This is a genomic window from Burkholderia sp. AU6039 (assembly GCF_002223365.1).
Taxonomy (GTDB): domain Bacteria; phylum Pseudomonadota; class Gammaproteobacteria; order Burkholderiales; family Burkholderiaceae; genus Burkholderia.
Genome location: NZ_NKFK01000003.1, coordinates 355,635 through 376,586 on the forward strand (window position 1 = coordinate 355,635; position 20,952 = coordinate 376,586).

At 68.4% G+C, this 20,952-nt stretch carries 17 protein-coding genes; 10 read left to right on the top strand and 7 right to left on the bottom strand.

Annotated elements, in window-relative coordinates:
• The first annotated feature begins 19 nt into the window (after positions 1-19).
• The 8 genes from CFB39_RS04190 to CFB39_RS04230 all read left to right on the top strand — a co-directional run bounded on the left by CFB39_RS04190 (position 20) and on the right by CFB39_RS04230 (position 8,474).
• The gene (locus tag CFB39_RS04190; RefSeq protein WP_089472247.1) at positions 20-1,264 is read left to right on the top strand and encodes an FAD-binding oxidoreductase; all 1,245 of its coding nucleotides are present in this window, start codon (positions 20-22) and stop codon (positions 1,262-1,264) included.
• A 484-nt stretch (positions 1,265-1,748) separates the two neighbouring features.
• Positions 1,749-4,838: a hypothetical protein gene (locus CFB39_RS04200; protein WP_089472248.1), complete on the top strand. Its 3,090-nt coding sequence runs from the start codon at positions 1,749-1,751 to the stop codon at positions 4,836-4,838.
• A gap of 295 nt (positions 4,839-5,133) precedes the next feature.
• Positions 5,134-5,493, top strand: a complete 360-nt coding sequence (locus CFB39_RS04205; RefSeq protein ID WP_089472249.1) for a hypothetical protein — start codon at positions 5,134-5,136, stop codon at positions 5,491-5,493.
• A gap of 34 nt (positions 5,494-5,527) precedes the next feature.
• Entirely contained in the window at positions 5,528-6,043 is a 516-nt protein-coding gene (locus tag CFB39_RS04210; protein WP_089472250.1) for a sigma-70 family RNA polymerase sigma factor, read from the top strand.
• Positions 6,040-6,822: an anti-sigma factor gene (locus CFB39_RS04215; protein ID WP_089472251.1), complete on the top strand. Its 783-nt coding sequence runs from the start codon at positions 6,040-6,042 to the stop codon at positions 6,820-6,822. Before CFB39_RS04210 ends, CFB39_RS04215 begins: the two co-directional genes overlap by 4 nt.
• 31 nt (positions 6,823-6,853) lie before the next feature.
• Positions 6,854-7,285: a quinol oxidase gene (locus CFB39_RS04220; protein WP_179257643.1), complete on the top strand. Its 432-nt coding sequence runs from the start codon at positions 6,854-6,856 to the stop codon at positions 7,283-7,285.
• Positions 7,282-7,914, top strand: a complete 633-nt coding sequence (locus CFB39_RS04225; RefSeq protein WP_089472252.1) for a DUF1571 domain-containing protein — start codon at positions 7,282-7,284, stop codon at positions 7,912-7,914. Before CFB39_RS04220 ends, CFB39_RS04225 begins: the two co-directional genes overlap by 4 nt.
• Positions 7,915-7,958: 44 nt before the next feature.
• A complete protein-coding gene (locus CFB39_RS04230) occupies positions 7,959-8,474 on the top strand; it encodes an SRPBCC family protein (RefSeq protein ID WP_089424644.1) in 516 nt (171 codons plus the stop codon).
• A 76-nt stretch (positions 8,475-8,550) separates the two neighbouring features.
• On the opposite strand, the gene CFB39_RS04235 is transcribed toward CFB39_RS04230, so the two are convergent.
• The 6 genes from CFB39_RS04235 to CFB39_RS04260 all read right to left on the bottom strand — a co-directional run bounded on the left by CFB39_RS04235 (position 8,551) and on the right by CFB39_RS04260 (position 16,310).
• Positions 8,551-9,600, bottom strand: a complete 1,050-nt coding sequence (locus tag CFB39_RS04235) for an ABC transporter ATP-binding protein (RefSeq protein ID WP_089472253.1) — start codon at positions 9,598-9,600, stop codon at positions 8,551-8,553.
• Between the two features lie 28 nt (positions 9,601-9,628).
• On the bottom strand, positions 9,629-11,227 hold the full coding sequence (locus CFB39_RS04240; protein ID WP_089472254.1) for an iron ABC transporter permease: 1,599 nt from the start codon (positions 11,225-11,227) through the stop codon (positions 9,629-9,631).
• 2 nt (positions 11,228-11,229) lie between these two features.
• On the bottom strand, positions 11,230-12,264 hold the full coding sequence (locus CFB39_RS04245; RefSeq protein ID WP_089472255.1) for an iron ABC transporter substrate-binding protein: 1,035 nt from the start codon (positions 12,262-12,264) through the stop codon (positions 11,230-11,232).
• A gap of 65 nt (positions 12,265-12,329) precedes the next feature.
• The gene (gene efeB, locus CFB39_RS04250; RefSeq protein WP_089472256.1) at positions 12,330-13,634 is read right to left on the bottom strand and encodes an iron uptake transporter deferrochelatase/peroxidase subunit; all 1,305 of its coding nucleotides are present in this window, start codon (positions 13,632-13,634) and stop codon (positions 12,330-12,332) included.
• An 11-nt stretch (positions 13,635-13,645) separates the two neighbouring features.
• The gene (locus CFB39_RS04255) at positions 13,646-14,779 is read right to left on the bottom strand and encodes a hypothetical protein (RefSeq protein ID WP_089430694.1); all 1,134 of its coding nucleotides are present in this window, start codon (positions 14,777-14,779) and stop codon (positions 13,646-13,648) included.
• Between the two features lie 64 nt (positions 14,780-14,843).
• Positions 14,844-16,310: a carbohydrate porin gene (locus CFB39_RS04260; RefSeq protein WP_089472257.1), complete on the bottom strand. Its 1,467-nt coding sequence runs from the start codon at positions 16,308-16,310 to the stop codon at positions 14,844-14,846.
• 679 nt (positions 16,311-16,989) lie between these two features.
• Between CFB39_RS04260 and groES the strand changes: the two genes are divergently transcribed.
• Both groES and groL read left to right on the top strand, forming a co-directional pair.
• On the top strand, positions 16,990-17,283 hold the full coding sequence (groES, locus tag CFB39_RS04265) for a co-chaperone GroES (RefSeq protein ID WP_039361157.1): 294 nt from the start codon (positions 16,990-16,992) through the stop codon (positions 17,281-17,283).
• A 46-nt stretch (positions 17,284-17,329) separates the two neighbouring features.
• Complete coding sequence (groL, locus tag CFB39_RS04270) at positions 17,330-18,970, top strand: chaperonin GroEL (protein WP_039361154.1); 1,641 nt, start codon at positions 17,330-17,332, stop codon at positions 18,968-18,970.
• Positions 18,971-19,124: 154 nt separating this feature from the next.
• Here the strand turns inward: groL and CFB39_RS04275 are convergent, their stop codons facing one another.
• The gene (locus CFB39_RS04275; protein ID WP_089472258.1) at positions 19,125-20,939 is read right to left on the bottom strand and encodes a hypothetical protein; all 1,815 of its coding nucleotides are present in this window, start codon (positions 20,937-20,939) and stop codon (positions 19,125-19,127) included.
• Between the last annotated feature and the right edge of the window lie 13 nt (positions 20,940-20,952).

Consider the following 20,952-nt stretch of genomic DNA (forward strand, 5'->3'; position numbering starts at 1 on the left):
CGACGCAGTACGGGGAACCATGGATTTCGACGTCATCGTTCTGGGGGCCGGCATCGTCGGCGTGTCGTCGGCGCTGCATCTGCAGGATCGCGGGCTGCGCGTCGCGCTCGTCGACCGGCGCGCGCCCGGCGAGGAAACGAGCCACGGCAATGCGGGGCTGATCGAGCGCTCGTCGGTCGTGCCATACGCGTTTCCACGCCGGCTCGGCACGCTGCTGCGCTATGCGCGCAACCGCTCGGTCGATCTCTACTGGGACTACCGCGCGCTGCCCGCGTATGCGGGCTGGCTCGCGCGCTTCTGGCGCGAATCGTCGCCGCAGCGGCTCGCGGCCGCCGCGCGCGACCTGTTGCCGCTCGTCGCGGCGAGCGTGGTCGAGCACGACGCGCTGCTCGCGCGCACCGATGCGCAGCCGCTCGTGCACGACGGCGGGTGGATCGAGGCGTTCCGTTCGCCCGCGCTGTTCGATGCGGAAACGCGCGCGCAGCAGCGCGTGGCCGACGCGCACGGGCTGCGGATGACCGTGCTCGACGCGGGTGCGTTGCGGGCGCGCGAGCCCGGTATCGGCGACGCGTTCTGCGGCGCGTTCCACTGGCAGGACCCGAAGACCGTGTCGAGCCCGGGCGGGCTGACCAAGGCCTACGCGCGGCTGTTCGAGCGCGACGGCGGCACATTCGCGCTCGGCGATGCCCGGACGCTCGTGCAGGTCGATGGCGGCTGGCAGGTCGGTACCGAGCACGGGCCGATCTCGGCGCGCTCGGCCGTGGTGGCGCTCGGGCCGTGGTCCGATCACGTCTTCGAGCCGCTCGGCTACCGGATTCCGCTGCGCGCGAAGCGCGGCTATCACATGCATTACCGGCCCACGCGCGCGCCGTTGAACGTGCCCGTGTGCGATACCGAGGCAGGTTTCGTCGTCGCGCCGATGGAAGGCGGCCGCCTGCGGCTCACCACCGGTGTCGAGATCGCGCTGCGCGGCGCACCGCCGACCGGCGTGCAGCTCGCGCGCGCCGAGCCGCTGGCGCGCGACGCGTTCGGCATCGGCGAGCGGCTCGATCCCGAGCCGTGGCTCGGGATGCGGCCTTGCACGCCCGACATGCGCCCGGTGATCGGGCCCGCGCCGCGCCATCGCCACCTGTGGTTCGCGTTCGGTCATTGCCATCACGGGCTCACGCTCGGCCCCGCAAGCGGCCGCCTGCTCGCCGAAATGATCACGGGCGCGCCGACCTATATCGATCCCCATCCGTACCGGCCCGCGCGCTTCGGCTGATCCGGCGGCGCGCGCTGCGTCGCGCGCGCCGGCCTTCACAATGTTTCAATCTGCTATCCGAATTATCGGAAATCACGCAGTCGGAAATGATCTGCGTAATCGGCAAGAAAGATAATCGCGAAATAAAGAAAATCAGCAAATCGGCGATTTAACAATGCATTTTCATATTGGTGAAATGCGTAATGGGAAGCTGCTCGTGGCGGTGTGGCACGTCGTTGCAGCGGATGTTCCGGTGTTACGCGGAATGTACCGGAACACGTTACCACGGGGCTCGCAAACGTTACGTTACATCCGCGTTCAGTCGGCCATTTTCGTCAGATGATTGCGGCGTAAAGGCCGTGAATTTCGCCTGAAATCGATTAAAAAAGCGTTATTGCCAGTCAATAGGCAGACGAATCAATCCCGTTTTTCGAATTGGCACGCTTCGTGCAATCCGTCCCCATGCTTTATCAACGTTGTGCCAACCGAGATGGGGACAATAAAGATGGGACACAATTTGAAATTGACGGGTGTGGCGCTGTCGGTCGCGACGGTGTTCGGGGTACTGGCTTCGGGTTCGGCGATGGCGGGGGCCCTTGATGCGCTGCCGATTCCGCAAGTGATCGTCAACCCGCCGACGAACAGCGTGTCGGTCGGATTGGTCGCGACGGGGACGTCGCCGCTGGGCTCGGTCACCGTGGCGGCAGGCGGGGCTGGCGCGATCCAGACGTCGCTGGGCGATCCCGGCCAGGTGCTGTCGGGCGCCGTGGGGGCGGTGACGGGCGCACTCGGCGGTGGCGGCGGCACGGTGCAGCCGCTCGCGCCGGTCCAGGGTGTGCTGAATCAGGTGACGGGTGCGCTGAGCGGCGGCAACCCGGCAGGTGCGTTGACCGGTGCAATTGGCACGGTGACCGGCGCACTGGGCGGTATCGGCGGAGGCTCGAATCCGCTGGCGCCGGTACAAGGTGTCGTCAATCAAGTGACGGGTGCGCTCGGTGGCGGCAACCCGGCAGGCGCGTTGACCGGCGCACTTGGCACGGTGACGGGTGCACTGGGCGGTATCGGCGGAGGCTCGAATCCGCTGGCGCCGGTACAAGGTGTCGTCAATCAAGTGACGGGTGCGCTGGGTAGCGGCAACCCGGCAGGCGCGTTGACCGGTGCACTTGGCACGGTGACCGGCGCACTGGGCGGTGTCGGCGGCGGCTCGAATCCGCTGGCGCCGGTACAAGGTGTCGTCAATCAAGTGACGGGTGCGCTCGGTGGCGGCAACCCGGCAGGTGCGTTGACCGGTGCCATTGGCACGGTGACGGGCGCACTGGGCGGTATCGGCGGTGGTTCGAACCCGCTGGCGCCGGTTCAAGGCGTCGTCAATCAGGTAACGGGGGCGCTCGGTGGCGGCAACCCGGCCGGCGCACTGACCGGTGCCATTGGCACGGTGACGGGCGCACTGGGCGGTATCGGCGGTGGTTCGAACCCGCTGGCGCCGGTTCAAGGTGTCGTCAATCAAGTGACGGGCGCGCTCGGTAGCGGTAACCCGGTAGGCGCACTGACCGGCGCACTCGGCACAGTGACCGGCGCGCTGGATAATGTCGGCGGCGGTTCGTACCCGCTGGGGGCGGTTCAAGGTGTCGTCAATCAAGTGACGACGGCGCTCAATAACGGCAACCCGGCCGGGGCGTTGACGGGTGCACTCGGTACGGTGGCCGGTGAACTGGGTGCCGGCAATCCGGCAGGCACGTTGACCGGTGCGCTCGGCAACGTGACGGGGGCACTGGGTGCTCTGGGCTCCATCGGTGGTGGCACGAATCCGCTGGCGCCGGTTCAGGGCGTCGTGAATCAAGTGACGGGTGCGCTCAGTGGCGGCAACCCGGCAGGTGCATTGACCGGTGCGCTGAACACGGCGACCGGGGCACTGAGCAACGCACTCGGTACGGCAACGGGTGCGCTCGGCGGTATCGGCGGCGGCTCGAACCCGCTGGCGCCGGTACAAGGCGTCGTGAATCAAGTGACGGGTGCGCTCGGTAGCGGCAACCCGGCAGGTGCATTGACCGGCGCTCTCGGTACGGTCACGGGTGCATTGGGCGGTATCGGCGGCGGCTCGAACCCGCTGGCGCCGGTTCAAGGTGTCGTGAACCAGGTCACGGGTGCCCTCGGCAGCGGCAATCCGGCCGGCGCACTGACCGGCGCGCTCGGCACGGTCACGGGTGCATTGGGCGGCATCGGCGGCGGCTCGAACCCGCTGGCGCCGGTTCAAGGTGTCGTGAACCAGGTCACGGGCGCGCTCGGCAGCGGCAACCCGGCCGGCGCACTGACCGGCGCCCTCGGCACGGTGACGGGCGCATTGGGCGGCATCGGCGGCGGCTCGAACCCGCTGGCACCGGTACAAGGCGTCGTGAACCAGGTCACGGGCACGCTCGGTAGCGGCAACCCGGCCGGCGCACTGACCGGCGCCCTCGGCACGGTGACGGGCGCATTGGGCGGCATCGGCGGCGGCTCGAACCCGCTGGCGCCGATCCAGAGCGTCGTCGACCAGGTCACGGGTACGCTCGGCAGCGGCAACCCGGCCGGCGCACTGAGCAACGCGGTCAACACGATCACGGGCACGCTCGGCAACGTCGGCGGCGCGGGAAGTCCGCTGGCGCCGGTGCAGGGCGTCGTCACGCAGCTCGCCGGCACGCTCGGCGGCGCGGGAAGCCCGCTGGCGCCGGTGCAAGGCGTCGTGAACCAGGTCGTCGGCACGCTGTCCGGCGCCGGTGGCGGTAGCCCGATCACGCCGATCACGAACCTCGTCAGCGGCCTGCAGAACGCGCTGCCGACGGGCGGCAACGCAGCCGGCGCGCTGACCGGCGCACTGGGCTCGGTGACGGGCGCACTCGGCAACCTCGGCGGCTCGAACCCGCTGGCGCCGGTGCAGGGCGTCGTGAACCAGGTCGTCGGCACGCTCGGCAACAGCAACGCGGTCGGCACGGCCACGAACGCACTGGGCAACGCGGTCGGTTCCGTCGTGGGTGCACTCGGCAACCTCGGCGGCTCGAGCCCGCTGGCGCCGGTACAAGGCGTCGTGAACCAGGTGGTCGGTACGCTCGGCAACCTCGGCGGCTCGAACCCGCTGGCGCCGGTGCAAGGCGTCGTGAACCAGGTCGTCGGCACGCTGTCGGGCGCGGCGGGCAGCAACCCGATCGCACCGATCACGAACCTCGTGAGCGGCCTGACGGGCGGCAGCAACCCGGCCGGCGCACTGACCGGTGCGCTCGGTTCGGTGACGGGCGCACTGGCGAACGGTCCGGTGGCCCTCGGGCAGGCAGCCGGCGCGCTGTCGGGCGCGGCCGGTTCGACGGCCGCGGCGGGCGGCAGCCTGCTCGGCTCGGGCGCGAACGCGGCCGGCGGCACGGCGGGCGCAGTCGGCTCGCTGCTGACGACGGGCGCCAACGCGACGGCGACGGTCGTCAACGCGGTCGGCACGACGGTGGGCACGACGCTCGGCTCCGCGCCGGGCCTGTCGGTCACGCCGCACTCGGGCAACAGCGCGCCGGGCAACCCGCTCGCGCCGGTGTCATCGCTGCTCCAGTCGCTGACGGGCGCACTGCCGAAGTAACGGGCCGCGCACGCACGGCGGAGCCGGATCGGCCGCCGTGCGCAACGGGCCGCACAACGCGGCATGACAGCGATGTCATGCCGCGTTGTCTTTTGGCGTCCCTTTTTTCTTTCGTCGCACGAATGGCTTCCGCTGCCGAAGACGACGCTCGCCGGCCGGCGTGGAATAACCGGTCGCCTCCATCCGTTTACATACCGAATCCCGGCAGCGCCGGCCGGCGGGATAATGGTCGTGACGAAGCCGATCATCCCGGCCGGTGCCGCCGTGTCGCGATGCCGTGTCAAGGAGAAAGGGCATGAAACGGATACTCGTCGCCGCCGCGCTGACGGCGTCAATCGTGCGTCCGGCCGCCGCGGAACCTCCGCGCGCCGGCGACGGAAAGCTGGTCGACGAAGATCACATGACGCTGTACGTGTTCGATCGCGATGCGCCCGGCAAGAGCGCGTGCGAAAGCGGGTGCGCGGCGAACTGGCCGCCTGCGCGCGCCGACGCGTACGACAAGCCAGTGGGTGCGCTGAGCCTCGTCGCGCGCGACGACGGCAGCAAGCAATGGGCATACCGCGGGCGCCCGCTGTATCGCTGGAAGCTGGATCACAAGCCCGGCGACGCGGGCGGCGACGGGATCGGCGGCATGTGGCACGTCGCGCGTCCGTGACGACGGGCGGTGGGGTGGTGCGCGAGGCATCCTGATGAGCTACGAATCGGATCTGCTGGTGTGGTTGCCGCATCTCACGCGTTATGCGCGTGCACTGACGGGTGACCGGGCCTGGGCAGACGATCTCGTGCAGGACACGCTCGAGCGTGCGCTGAACCGCCCGCCGCGCGACGGCGGCAACCTGCGCGCATGGCTGCTGACGCTGCTGCGGCACCGCTTCATCGACCAGTTGCGCGCGCGGCACGAGATCGCGGTCGACGATGCGACGGCGCCGTGGCAGACGATGGCCGCGCCGGCCGGCGAAATCGGCGGGCTGGTGCTGCGCGACGTGCAGCGCGCGCTGTACCGGCTGCCGGTCGAACAGCGCGAGGTGCTGCTGCTGGTCGCGCTCGAGGAATTGAGCTATCGCGATGCCGCGGCGGTGCTCGGCGTCCCGGTGGGGACGGTGATGTCGCGGCTTGCACGGGCGCGCGGGCAGATGCGCGCGCTGTTGTCCGACGAGCCGCCGGCGCACGGCACGGCTGCATTACGGGTGATCGGGAAGACATGATGGACGAACCGCACAAGCCTTCGAACGAGCGGGACGACGATGCGTCGGCGCAACTGCTGTCCGCGTTGCTGGACGGCGAGCTGTCCGGGCACGAGCGTCGCGAGGTGCTCGAGCGCGTGCTGGCCGATCCGGAGGAGGCCGAACGATTCGCGCACTATCGGGCGCAGCGCGACGCGCTGCAGGCGCTGTTCCCGCTGCCGGCCGCCGCGCCCGCGCTGTTCGTGCAACGCCGTGCGCCGCGCCGGCGCGGGATCGCCTATGCATTCGCGGGGCTCGCGGCCGGGCTGCTGATCGGTGTCGCGCTGCATGCGGGCTGGGTGGCGTTCGGCGGTGAACCGGCGTTCGCCGCGCGCGCGGATGTCGCCTATGCGACGTACGTGGCCGACCGCGACCATCCGGTCGAGGTCGGTGCGGGCGATCCTGACCATCTCGTCGCGTGGCTGTCCGCGCGTCTCGGGCGGCCCGTGCATGCGCCGTCGCTCGACGAATACGGTTACCAGTTGCTCGGCGGCCGGCTGCTTCCCGGCGAAGCGGGGCCGGCCGCGCAACTCATGTACCAGCGCGCGGACGGCGCGCGCGTGACGCTGTACATGACGGCCTACGACACACGGCGCCTCGCGCCGCAGGCGATGTCGGCCGGCGACCGCTATACGTATTTCTGGTCGGATCGCGGGATGGGTTACGCATTGTCCGGCCAGGGCGACGAACGGCGCCTGCGCGAACTCGCGATCGACGCATGCGGCGAACTCGGCGGCCCGACCGACGCGTGGAAGGGGTGACGCGCGCGCCGCCGCCGGCAGGGAGCAGGTGATGAAGACGACGATGACGAAGCGGCTCGTGCCGATGCTGGTGCTGGCGGCGCTCGCCGCGGGCACCGCGCTTGCTCACGCGGACGGCGATGCGCCGCTGCGCGTGCCCGTCGACGCCGACGGCGTGCAACGGGTGGCGATCGTCGGCGGCAGCTATTTCTTCCGACCGAACCACGTGATCGTGCGGGCGCACGTGCCGGTCGAGCTGACCGTGTCGGCCGAGCCCGGCCCGGTGCCGCACAGTTTCGAAATCGATGCGCCGCAGGCCGGCATCGCGGTGCGCACCGAGCTCGGCACGACGCCGAAGACGTTTCGGTTCACGCCGGCGCAGCCGGGCCGGTTCGCCTACTATTGCACGCATCGGCTGCTGTTTTTCAGGAGCCATCGCGAGCGCGGGATGGAAGGCGTGCTCGATGTCGAGGCGGCGCCGTGATCGCCGCGTTGCTGGCCGCGAGCCTGATAGGAGCGAGCATGACCGCCGATCCCGTGACCGTTGCGCAGGCGCATTTCGACCACGTCCGCTCGTATCGCGCGACGATCCGCTCGTCCGCACGCAGCGGCGAGCGCACCGAAATCCATTACGCGTACCTGAAACCGGGCTTCGTCCGGATGGATTTCGTGTCGCCGCACCACGGCGCGGTGCTCGCGTACGATCCCGGCGACGGCAAGGTGCGGTTGCGTCCGTTCGGCGTGCATGCGCCGCCCGCGCTGACGCTGTCGCCGTCCAATCCGCTCGTGCGCGACCGCAGCGGCCACCGGGTCGACCGGTCGGACGTCGGCGAGCTGCTGCGCAACGTTCATGCGCTGCAGGAAGGCGGCGCGACGGTGACCGAAGGCGAGGAGGCCGTCGGCGGCCGGACCGCGCTGCGCGTGTCGGTCACGGGCGCGCCCGCGCACGCGGTCGACGGCGTGCATCGCTACCGGCTGTGGCTCGATACCGAGGACGGCTTTCCGCTGAAGGTCGTCAGCTTCGCGGACGATGACGACGTGCCGCTCGAAACCGTGACGCTCGACGACATCGAAATCGATGTCGCGTTTCCCGAACGCTTCTTCGCACCCTGAGCGGTGTGCTGACTCATGCCCGTGACGGGCATGCCGGAGGCTGCATGGCGGAATACCGGTTCTCGACGACCTGGCGCGTGGACGCGCCGCTCGCGGCGGTGTGGGACGCGATCTACCAGGTCGACCGCTGGCCCGCCTGGTGGAAGGGTGCCGTGAGCACCGTCGAGATCGAACCGGGCGACGCGCGTGGCGTCGGCGCGCTGCACCGGTACACGTGGAAGGGGGCGCTGCCGTACCGGTTGACCTTCGACATGCGCGTGCGACGCGTCGAGCCGCCGCATGTGCTCGAAGGCCGCGCGAGCGGCGCGATCGAAGGCGACGGATGCTGGTCGTTCGTCGCCGACGGCGCACGGACGATCGTGCGCTACGACTGGCACATCCGCACGCACGTGCGCTGGATGAACCGGCTGGAGCCGCTCGGTCGCCCGCTGTTCCGCTGGAACCACGACGTCGTGATGCGCGAAGGCGCGAAGGGGCTCGCGCGGCTGCTGGGCGCGACGGTCGAGACGGAGGGCCGGATCTTCCGGCCGTTGTCGGAGGCGGGCTGCGCCGATGCCTGAACGCGGGCGAACGCGACTGAACGCGACTGAACACGAGTAAGCGCGAGTAAGCGCGCATCGCGACGGCCCGCGCCGCTCAGCGCGCGTACGCCATCACCGCGCCATCCACCACCAGCGCGACAAGTTCGCCGACGGCCGGACACCGGTGTCCCGGCACGCGTGCGCGCACGCGTACGTCGCCATCGGCATCGAGGCGCACGAGCACGTCGGCGTCCTGGCCCGCGAACTGCGCGGCTTCGACACGCGCCGTATGGCCGCGCGCCGCGTCGCCGTGCGTGACCGGCACGATGCCGATCTGCTCGGGACGCAGCATTGCATCGGCCGGCCCGTCGGGCAGCGGCGCGACGAGCGGCAGGTCGCCGAGCGCGCAGGCGATGCGCAGGTTGCGCACGCGGCCGGCGAGCAGCACCGCCTGCCCGACGAACGACGCGACGTCGCGCGTGACCGGCTGCCGGTACAGCGTCTGCGGCGCGGCCGTCTGCACGAGCCGCCCGTGCCACATCACCGCCACTTCGTCGCCGAGTGTCATCGCCTCGGGCTGGTCGTGCGTGACGAGCACCGAGGTCGCGCCAGCCGCGGCGAGCGCATCGGCGACCGCGCTACGCGTTTCGTGGCGCAGCGACGTGTCGAGCGCGGAGAACGGTTCGTCGAGGATCACGAGCGACGGCTCGGGCGCAAGCGCACGATCGAGCGCGACGCGCTGCTGTTGTCCGCCGGACAGTTGCTGCGGCGCACGGCTCGCATACGACGCGGGTAGCCCGACCATCTCGAGCAGTGCGTCGACGCGATGATGGCGCCGCCGCGCCGCGCGCGGCAGCCCGAAGGCGATGTTGTCGGCCACCGACAGATGCGGGAACAGCGCGCCTTCCTGCGGCACGTAGCCGATCCGGCGCTGCTCGGGCGGCAGGTGCACGTCGGGCGCGGCCACGCGGCGGCCATCGATTTCGACGGTGCCGCGCTCGGCGCGCTCGAAGCCGCACAGCACGCGCAGCAGGGTGGTCTTGCCGCTGCCGGACGGGCCGAGCAGCGCGAGGCGCGAGCCGCGCCGCACCGTGAGGTCGATGTCGTGCAGGACGGTATGCGCTCCGAACGACTTCGACAGGCCGTGGATGCGTAGTTCGCTCATGGGCGGCTCCGGGGAAAAAGGGCGGCGCTCAGTCGCGCACCGACGCGCGGCCGAGCAGCAGGAACAGCAGTCCCGACGCGCCGAGCGACAGCGCGACGAGCAGCGCTGCGTAGGGCGCCGCGGCGGCGAACGCAAGCGTCGCCGTATCGCTCCATACCTGCGTCGCGAGCGTGCGGGTGCCGATCGGCGATAGCAGCAGCGTCGCGTTGAGTTCCGTCACGACCGAGATGAACACCATCGTCGCGGCCGCGCCGAGGCCGGGCGCCGCGAGCGGCAGCACCACGCGCCTGAGCGTCGCGCGCCAGCCGAGCCCAAGCGAGCGGGCGGTTTCCTCGAGCCGGACCTGCACGTGCGACAGCGCGGCGCGCACGCTGACGACCGCCAGCGGCAGGAACAGGATCGCGTACGCGGCGACGAGCGCCGGTGCGCTCTGGTAGAGCGGCTGCAGCAGCCGCACCGTGATCGACACGATCGCCAGCGCGACGACGATGCCCGGCACGCCCTGCACGGTCATCGCGGTGCGCTCGAGGAGCGTCGCGACGCGGCCCGGATAGCGAACCAGCAGGAACGCGAGCGGCAGCGCGAGCAGCGTCGTGACGGCTGCCGCCATCAGGCCGTAGCCGGACGACGCGAGCGTGGCCTGCCACAGCAGTTCGGGCGACACGTCGGCCGGCGTGACGGCGGCCGCGCCCTGTTGCGTGAGCCAGTAGCCGATCATCGCGAGCGGCACGCCGAGCGTCGCCGCCGCGAGCGCGGCGAACGCGACGGTGACGGGGCCGCGCAGACGGCCGAGCGGATAACGCATCGCGACGCGGCGCGCGGCGCGGTGCGTATGACCGTAGCGCGCATGGCCGCGAGCGCGTGCCTCGATCGCGAGGCACAGCAGGCACAGCGCGATCAGCACGCAGCCGAGCAGCGATGCGCCGCCGCCGTCGAACGCGGTGCGGTATTCCGCATAGATCTCGGTCGTGAACGTGCGAAAGCGCAGCAACTGGAATGCGCCGAACTCGGACAGCACGCCGAGCGCGACGAGCAGCATCCCGCCGCACAGCGCGGGGCGCAGCTGCGGCAGCACGACGCGGAAGAAGGTATGCGACGGCGAGCAGCCGAGCGTGCGTGCGCTTTCCTCCAGTGCGGGGTCGAGCTCGCGCAGCGCGGCGGCCACCGGCAGGTAGACGAGCGGGAAGTATGCGGAGGTCAGCACGATCAGCGCGCCGAGGAAATCCTGCAGGTCGAGGCTCAGCGACACCCACGCGTAACTCGTGATGAACGGCGGCACCGCGAGCGGCGCGGCCGCGAGCGCGGTCCACAGCGGCCGGGCGGGCAGGTCGGTGCGCTCGATGAACCACGCGAGCGCCGTGCCGAGCAGCGTGCACGCGAGGGTCGCGGCGAGCGTGATCGACAACGTGTTGACCAGCAGTTCGCCGACGAGCGGGCGCCACAGCAGCTCGATCGCATCGTCGACGCCGAAGGTGGCCGCGCGGTACAGCGTGAAGCCGAGCGGCAGCAGGATCGCGAGCGGCCCGCACGCGGCCGCGGCGACGAGCGCGCGCGACGGGCGGCGCCGTGTCGCGGTGGGCTCGCCGTCGCGTGCGGTGCTCGCCGTGCGCGACACGGCGTCGCTCATGGTCAGAGCAGGCCTGCCTGGCGCAGCAGCTTGCCGGCCTGGCTGTCGTCGCCGAGCTGTTCGAACGACAGTGCCGGCGGGCTCAGTTCGTTGAACGGCTTCAGGATCGGATCGGGCGCGACGCCCGGATGCAGCGGATACTCGAAGCTGATATGGCCGCCGGCCATCAGTTTCTGCGCGCGCTCGCTGACGAGATACGCGACGAACTTCTGCGCTTCCGGCTGGCGCTTCGACGCCTTCAGCACCGCGGCGCCCGACACGTTGACGGCCCCGCCGACGTCGCCTTTGCCGAAGTGGTAAATCGCGCTGCGGGTCGACTTTTCGCCGAGCTCGGCGTGCAGGCGGTCCCAGTAGTAGTTGTTGATGATGCCGGTCAGCACGCCGCCGCGGTTGACGGCTGCCGTCACGCCTTCGTCGTCGTCGAAGATCTGCGCGTTGGCCTTCAGGCCCTTCAGCCATTGCAGCGTCGCGGCTTCGCCGTGCAGCGCGAGCACCGCGCTCACGAGCGGCAGGAAGTCTGCGTCGCTCGGCGCGACGCCGACCTTGCCCTTCCATTCCGGCTTCGCGAGATCGAGCAGCGAGGCGGGCAACTGCTGCGGCTGGATTTTCGCGGTGTTGTAGACGAGCACGTTCTCGCGCGCGAGCACGCCGACCCAGTTGCCGTCGGCCGGGTTGAAGCGCGCGGGCACCGACTGCAGCGTGGCAGCGTCGGTCTTCGCGAACAGGCCCTTGCGGTCGAGCAGCACGAGCTCCGGCGAGTTCTCGGTGAAGTACACGTCGGCCGGCGTGCGGTCGCCTTCCGCGACGAGCTGCGCGGCGAGCGCCGGGCCTTCGCCCGAGCGCACCTTCACGGTGATGCCGCTCTGCGCTTCGAAGTCCTTGACGAGCTGGTTGACGACCTGCTCGTGCTGCGCGTTGTACAGCGTGAGCGTCGCGGCATGCGCGCGCGCGGCGTGCAGCGCGCCGGTCAGCATCAGCGCGGCGGCCGCCGCCGAAATCAGGTGCCGCAGCGGGCGGCTAACGGGTGAAGTGTTCATGTGGTTTTCAGCAGGTTGCACCCGGCCGGGCCGGGAAGGTGTGCCGTGGCGTGCGTTGCGTGTCGTCATGCGTCGAACAGCGCGGCGCCGATGTACGAACCCGGTTGCGCGCCCGGCGGACACGCGAAGATCGCGCTGCCGACGTGCGTCGTGAACTGGTTCATGATGTCCAGCTTCGCGAGCTTCTCGTTGATCGGAATGAAGCCCTTGCGCGGGTCGCGCTGGTGCGCGACGAACATCAGCCCCGCGTCGTACTCGGTCTGCTGGCGCCACGGCGGCCAGCGCTCGATGTAGAAGTTCGTGCTGTCGTTGTACGAGTACGCGCGGCGCAGGATCTGCGCGCCGTTGTTCAACTGCGGCGATGCGAGACGCGCGTGCGCGTTGTCGGGGATCACCGGGTTGCCGTCCTTGTCGGCCGCGTCGAGATCGAGCGCCTCGAACTCGTGCTTCTGGCCGAGCGGCGCGCCGCTGTACTTGTGACGGCCGACCACCTGCTCCTGGAAGCCGAGCTCCGTGTTGTCCCAGTGCTCGAGCGTGATGCGGATCCGGCGCACGACCGTGTAGGTGCCGCCGTTCATCCATGCCGGGCCTTCGCTGCCGGCCCACACGAATTCGTCCATCGCGGCCGGGTCGGACATCGGCGGATTCATCGTGCCGTCCTTGAAGCCCATCAGGTTGCGCGGCGTCTCGCCGGGCTTGCCCGACGTGAAGCCGGCCTGGCCCCAGCGCATCTGCGTCGCTTTCGCGCCGAGGCGCACGAGCTGGCGCACCGCGTGGAACGCGACCTGCGCGTCGTCCGCGCACGCCTGGATGAACAGGTCGCCGCCGGTCTTTTCCGGCAGCAACTGGTCGCCGTTGAAGCGCGGCAGGTCGACCAGCGCGGCGGGGCGATGCTTCGCGAGGCCGTAGCGGTCCTTGCCGGCGAGCGCGAACATGCCGGGGCCGAAGCCGAACGTAATCGTCAGGCGCGCGGGGCCGAGGCCGAGCGCGTCGCCCCCGTCCGCCGGCGCGACCTCGTCGGCGCCCGTCGCGGCGAGCGGCTGTGCGGTATCACCGCGCGCCATCCGCGCGGCGGCATCGGTCCAGGTTTTCAGCAGCGCGATGACATCCGCGCGCTGGGCCGTCGTCAGGTCGAGCGCCGCGAAATACGCGTGGCGCTGCTGCGGCGTCGTGATGCCGCTCTGGTGCTTGCCGTAGAACGGCTCGACGCCGTCATGCGCGGCAGCGGGCGCGGAAGCGGCGGCGGGTGCATCCGCGGCCTGCGCGGCCGGGATCGACGCCGCCGCGAGGCCGGCGGCCACCGCGGCGCCGCCCGCCTTCAGGAAACCACGCCGCGCGGGGCGCGGTGGCTGGTTGGAATCGTCTGCCATGATGGGCTCCCTTACTTCGCGAGCAGCAGCGTGTTGACGTCGTCCGCGACGTAGTAGAAGCCGTCGCCTTCGGGCGTCATCGCGATGCCGAACAGGTTGCCGTTGCCGGGGGGCGATTGCGCCTTGTCGGTATTGATCCAGCGCGCGTAGATCTGCTTGCCGGCGACCGGGTCGATCTCGACGACCTGGCCGTTCTGCGCGTTGGTCGCGAGCAGGTGGCCATTCGGTGCGGTGGCGAGCGCGAGCGGGCGGCGCAGGAAGCCGTCGGCGGTGACCTGGCGGCCGACGCCGGCGCTGGTGTCGCGCGTGAGCGGGTCGTCGATTTCGACGATGCGGTTGCCGATCGCGTCCGACACGTACAGCTTCTTCTGGTCGCCCGACAGCGCGAGGCCGGTCGGGCCGACCAGGAACACGCCCTTGTCGGCCTGCGCGCCGAGGCCGCTCGCGACGACCGTTTCCTGCTTGATGACGGGCGGCTTGCCGGCCGGCACGTCGAGGTCGAGACGCAGTACCGTCGCCTGCTTGTAGACGGGCGGATTGCCGTCCGCGCCGCCGACGCCGAAGCCGGCCATGCTGACGAACAGCGTCGCGCTGTCGCCGCGGTCGACCACGGCCATGTTGCCCCACGGGTCGTTGATGTTCGGGGTCGACCACGTCGACGCGATCTTGCCTTGCGGATCGAGCACGATCAGGCAGCCGGCGCCTTTGGTGTTGGTCGTGCCGTCGTTGCTCGGCGTGCTGCCGACGATCACCCAGCCGGATTTCAGCATCGTCATCGCCGTCGACAGGCCGACGCCGCCCGGGCACGCCTTCAGGTCGCGCGGGATCGACGCGAACAGGCTCAGCTGCTTCGTCGACGGGCGGTAGTCGACGATCGTGCTGCCGGTGCCCTGCAGGTTCGCCGCGTTGTTGAAGTTGTCGACGAGCACGTCGCCCGCCTGGATCGTGCCGGCCGACACCGGCGCGACCGCGATCGCGTACGGGTTCTGGTCGCCGTTGTCCGGCACCGTGTTGACGAGCGTGGTGTGGCGATGCACGGTCTCGAGGAAACCTTGCGGCTCGGCGAGTGCGCCGGCGGCGGCCGTCAGCGCGGCGGCGGCCAGTGCGCCCGTCGCGAGACGGCGAAGCGGGGCGGATGGATTCATGTGGGGCTCCTGGGGAGCGCGCCGTCCGGGCGGCGCGCGAAAATGGTCGGCGTGGGCGCGTCGCTCAGAACGTGATCGTCGTCCGCGCGCCGAGCACGAACGTGTTGCGCAGCGGCTGGGTCGCGTCGCTCGGGTTCTGGCCGGCGCCGGCATTGAACGTGTACTGCGCGTCGGCCTGGACGATCCACCACGGGTTGACCTGGTACTGGTAGGTCGCCTCGAGCGTCGTCTCGCGGGTGCGCACGCCGTACGGGCCGGTCGCGAACGTCCGCGCGCTCTGGTCGAGGTCGGTCACGTGGTTGCCGACCTGGATGTACGTGACGCCGAGGCCGACGCTGTCGTTGTCGCGGCCTGCGAACGGCGCCTTCAGCACGATCCCCGCGTTGGCGGAGAAGCTCACCAGGTTGCGGTCGCCCGGCGCGCCCATCACGCGTGCAAACACGCCGAGGCTGCGCGGGCCGGTCGGGTCGGGGCGCCAGATCATCTGGTCGGCCACCGCGTAGAAGCTGTAGTTGCCGTGACGCTGCTGCGCGTCGCCGTTCGACGCGGGATCCGCGAGCGACAGCCCGTCGGTGCCCGCGTTCTGATCCGCGAAGCGGCCGTTGTGATACCAGACGCCGATCTTGTAGGTGCCCGGCAGTCCGTTCGAGCGGCCGGTGTCCATTTCGCCGTCGGACGGCTGGTTCAGCGCGTACTGCAGTTCGCCGATATAGAGCGCACCGTTGTGCAGGTTGAAGTTGGTGCCGCTCAGGTTGCTCGGGTTGTTGCCGAGCGGGTCGCCGTCGAACACGCCCGCGAGCGCGGTGAGTTTCGGCGTGATCTGCGCGCGTACGCGCACGCCGAGGCCCGCGAGCGGATACGCGGGGCCGCCGTTCGGCAGGTCGTAGGACGGCAGCGCGGGCCAGCCGAACATCGTGTTGACGAACGTGTTCGCATACGTGCTGACCATGAATTCCTGGTCCAGGCTCTGCTGGCCGATCTTCACGTCGACGCGCTTGTCGAGGAACGACTGCTGGTACCACAGCTCCCACAGGCGCGTCGTGCCCTGCGCCTCGATGCCGCTCGCGGTGTTGAGCGTGCCGAGGTTCCGCGCACTCAGGTTGGTGCCGTGGATCTGCAGCGCGCTGACGTTGAACGTGCCGCCCGGCAGGCCGATTGCCTTCTGCGTGTCGACCGTCAGGGTGGCGGTCGTCAGCCCGTCGTAGGCGCCGCCGCGGTTCAGGCCGCCGCGCAGGTTCGCGAGGTACTCGCTGGTTTCGGTGATCTGCAGCGTCGCGCCGTACTTGCCGAGCCACGGGCGGATGCCGCCCATGTCGCCGAGCAGGCTCTGGCGCGTCCAGATGCCGGTCCACATGTTGGTCGGCTTCGCCTGGATCGCCAGGTCGGCCTCGGGGGCTTCCGGTTGTGCGTCGACCGGCACATCGGCGAACGCCGCGCCGCTCGCGAGCGATGCACACGCGAGGATGGCCGCGCAGGCGGCGGGGCGCATCCGGGCACGGGCGCTGTCTCCCTGGAACGATGCAAACTTCATATCAAATCCCTGGTTCTAATTAGTGTGGAATCCTGCTTGTCGGTCGCTGTCCGGACGCTCGGCACCGATCGGCCAGGGCATGAAGATGAACGCAACGCGGCGCATCGTAGGAGTGTCGAATGGGAATGTCAATGTAAACGAGAATGATTCGCATCTAAATTACTGAATGTAATCCGCGTCCTTACGGATGGGGCCGACACGTGTTTAGTGCCGAGATAAACCGTAAATATCGCCGTAATGAAAATGAATGCTTCGATGCGGATCGATGGATCCTCGGGGCGGGGCACAGGCGGCAACTGGCGGGCGCCGGATGGCGTGTGCGGGCGGACGGAATCGATGCCGCCACGGAATTTATTGAGTGATGCCGCCGATCGCAGGAACTCCGTGCTTTCCCGGTGTCCAAACGGGGCTGGATGGGATTCCGGGGCCGCGCGGCCCCGCCGGCAAGGCTGGGTGGCGCTTGTCGGGGTTTGTTTTCAAAGGGTTTTTTGTCGGATCCACGTGCTTTTTCCGCCCCGTCCCCGCCCCGAAAATTCGTCCGGTTCCCCTTCTTGAATTTGTCAAAACCCGTCCATATAATTAGCACTCGCTGCACGAGAGTGCTAACAATTCTCTGCCGGGCGATAAGCCGGGCAGATTCCCTAAGCGTTCTTCAATCTCAGTCAAGAGAGGAGTGAATATGAACCTTCGTCCTTTGCACGATCGCGTGATCGTCAAGCGCCTGGATCAGGAAACCAAGACCGCCTCGGGCATCGTGATCCCCGACGCCGCTGCTGAAAAGCCGGACCAGGGCGAAGTCCTGGCCGTCGGCCCGGGCAAGCGCGACGACAAGGGCGCCCCGATCGCGCTCGACGTGAAGGTCGGCGATCGCGTCCTGTTCGGCAAGTACGCAGGCCAGACCGTGAAGGTCGACGGCAGCGAACTGCTGGTCATGCGCGAAGAAGACATCATGGCCGTGGTCAACGCGAAGTAAGCGTCCACCGACGGTACATATTCCCAAGAATTCAAGGAGTTAGAAGATGGCAGCTAAAGACGTCGTATTCGGCGATTCCGCCCGTTCGAAGATGGTCGAAGGCGTGAACATTCTCGCCAACGCAGTCAAGGTCACGCTGGGTCCGAAGGGCCGCAACGTGGTGCTCGAGCGCAGCTTCGGCGGCCCGACGGTCACCAAGGACGGTGTGTCGGTCGCGAAGGAAATCGAGCTGAAGGACAAGCTCCAGAACATGGGCGCGCAAATGGTCAAGGAAGTCGCTTCCAAGACCAGCGACAACGCAGGCGACGGCACGACGACGGCAACCGTCCTCGCGCAATCGATCGTTCGCGAAGGCATGAAGTACGTCGCATCGGGCATGAACCCGATGGACCTGAAGCGCGGCATCGACAAGGCAGTCGCAGCGGCTGTCGAAGAGCTGAAGAAGATCAGCAAGCCGTGCACGACCAACAAGGAAATCGCACAGGTTGGCTCGATCTCGGCGAACAGCGACACGTCGATCGGCGATCGCATCGCTGAAGCGATGGACAAGGTCGGCAAGGAAGGCGTCATCACCGTCGAAGACGGCAAGTCGCTGGCTGACGAACTCGACGTCGTCGAAGGCATGCAATTCGACCGCGGCTACCTGTCGCCGTACTTCATCAACAACCCGGAAAAGCAAGTCGCTGTCCTCGACAACCCGTTCGTGCTGCTGCACGACAAGAAGGTGTCGAACATCCGTGATCTGCTGCCGGTACTCGAGCAAGTCGCGAAGGCTGGCCGTCCGCTGCTGATCATCGCTGAAGACATCGAAGGCGAAGCGCTCGCAACGCTGGTCGTCAACAACATCCGCGGCATCCTGAAGACCGTTGCAGTCAAGGCGCCGGGCTTCGGCGATCGTCGCAAGGCGATGCTGGAAGACATCGCGATCCTGACCGGCGGCCAGGTGATCGCGGAAGAAACCGGCCTGACGCTCGAGAAGGCAACGCTGGCAGAGCTGGGCCAGGCGAAGCGCATCGAAGTGGGCAAGGAAAACACGACGATCATCGACGGCGCAGGCGAAGCCGTGAACATCGAAGCACGCGTGAAGCAAGTGCGCGCGCAAATCGAAGAAGCGACGTCGGACTACGACCGTGAAAAGCTGCAAGAGCGCGTGGCCAAGCTGGCTGGCGGTGTTGCAGTGATCAAGGTTGGTGCCGCGACCGAAGTCGAAATGAAGGAAAAGAAGGCACGTGTCGAAGACGCACTGCACGCAACGCGCGCAGCTGTGGAAGAAGGCATCGTGGCAGGTGGCGGCGTTGCGCTGATCCGCGCTCGCACCGCGATCGCAGGCCTGACCGGCGCTAACGCCGATCAAAACGCCGGCATCAAGATCGTGCTGCGCGCAATGGAAGAGCCGCTGCGCCAGATCGTCACGAACGGCGGCGAAGAAGCCAGCGTCGTGGTGGCGGCAGTTGCTGCAGGCCAGGGCAACTACGGCTACAACGCAGCGACGGGCGAGTACGTCGACATGGTCGAAGCCGGTGTTGTCGACCCGACCAAGGTCACGCGTACCGCACTGCAGAACGCAGCGTCGGTTGCAGGCCTGCTGCTGACGACGGACGCAGCTGTTGCTGAACTGCCGAAGGAAGATGCACCGATGCCGGGCGGCATGCCGGGCGGCATGGGCGGCATGGGCATGGACATGTAATCGACTTCGGTCGATGGTGTCCGGAGCGCGCAGCGATGCGTGCTCCAGCCAAAGAAAAAGACCCGCAGCGATGCGGGTCTTTTTTTATGGGCGTGTGGATTTGATGCAGGCTGAAAGCGGGCGGCTGATACTCGATGTGAGCCCGTCCCCTGTGCTATTCGCGCGCGATGACCAACGCGTAGTAGGGTCGCTCCTTCACGACGAAACGGGGATTGGCGGAGAGCGTATTCACTGCCGGGGCGTAGCGTGCGCGAGCTTGGGCCAGCTCTGCCGATGACGGTGGCCATTGATGTGCATTCCATAGCAGGTCGACGTAGCTGATGACCACGGCGCGGGCGCTGCGATCCGCGAGGGTGCGTTCGATGTTGCCGGCGAGCGTCGTCGTGTCGGACGCGAACAGTGTCGAGATGGATGCGGGCCAGTGCGCCTGTGCCAGCGCAACGTTCTTGTCGCCGCCGATGTTGTAGGTGCGTGTATTGGATGCAGCGGCCAGATAGGCGGCGAGAAAGTCGTTGCCCTGGGGGAAAAACGCGGTGATGCCATCCTTCGGGGCATCCTGCCGGAAGTCGGCGACGATCGACTGGTCGAGCTGCGCGAACTGATCGCGGAAGTGCAGCGGCGCATGCAGCAGCACCTGATGTTCGTAATGGCGGACTTCGGAATACGCGAGCCCTGATTCCGGATTCGGGAGGTTGGACGCCATCACCAGGCCCAACAGCCACCACGCGGCCTTGTTTCTGTCGCGACGCGACAACTCCGCGATCAGCAAGACGAACAATGCCCAGAATGCCAGAACGGTCAGGGCGGACCATCGATACGACGCGCGCATGTTCCTGAAGCCCGGTACGTGCGTGGACAGATAGGCCGTTCCGGTGGGCGCGACTGCATACTCGGGCGGCATCGTGGCCTGGAAGTTGCCTGCAGCCCGGTCGGCATCGGGCCGCACGGAATGGACTTTCAATGACGGCCCGAGCGCGAGGTACGTTGCAAGCATGCCAAGCACCAGCAGCGGAACGCCATGGGTCTTGTTGTTCGACAGCGCGAATCCGGCCAAGCCTGCCATGGCGATGGGGGCGATGAACGTCGTGACCCACACGGAGGCGTCGCCGAAGTAGGCCGAATCGCTTCTCGGGGTGCTGACGCGGAGTACATCCCATATCCCCAGCAGTCCTTGGGTTGGCCGTACGAGCATGGTGATGTCGACGCCGAAGCCGCGGAATACGGACAGCGGATCTGCGGTGAAGCTCTGCGTGCCGACGAATTGACGGTAAAGCACGAACGCGAGTCCGAAGCCCGCAGCATAAATCGGCATGCCGACGCCAAGCAGGCGTACCCTGCGGCCACTCGAGCGCTTGAGGCCGCCCGCATACTGGACGAGTGCGCCGAAGGCGAACATGACGAACGTATAACCGTCGGTAAAGACAGCCAGGCATGCGACTGCCACAAGGGCGAGCGCCGATATCGCGATCGTCCGTGTGCGTTGTGCGTCGATCGCTTCGCAAAGCCGGTGCGTCGTCCACAGATAAAGCGGCAACAGCGCGATCCCGATCGACAGCATCGAATAGCCGGAGTGCGCCCAAATGACCGGCATGGTCGCCCACACCACGGCCAACGCCAGCGCATATCGCGCGGGGGCGCCCAGAGCCGATGCATAGCGTTTCGAGCCCCACATCGCGAGCGCCAAGAACAGCAACGTGGTCGTGCTGTAGGCGTCGGCGGGGTTCAGCGGCGTGGCCGCAAGCACGGCGCTTTCCACCAGCGCGCCTGATAGGCCGAACGCAATCGGCGCGGGGGCGGGGAGGCCGAAATTGTGGGCGAAGATCGATGGCCAGCCGCTGTTCACGAAGGATTGGGCGAACGACGAAATCCACAATGCCTGACCGAGTGTCGGAAGGGCGATGAATGGCACGGCCCCGTAGATGACGGCGACAATCGATAGTGCGACTGCGAACGGCAGCGACTCGCGCACGGTTGATCCAAAC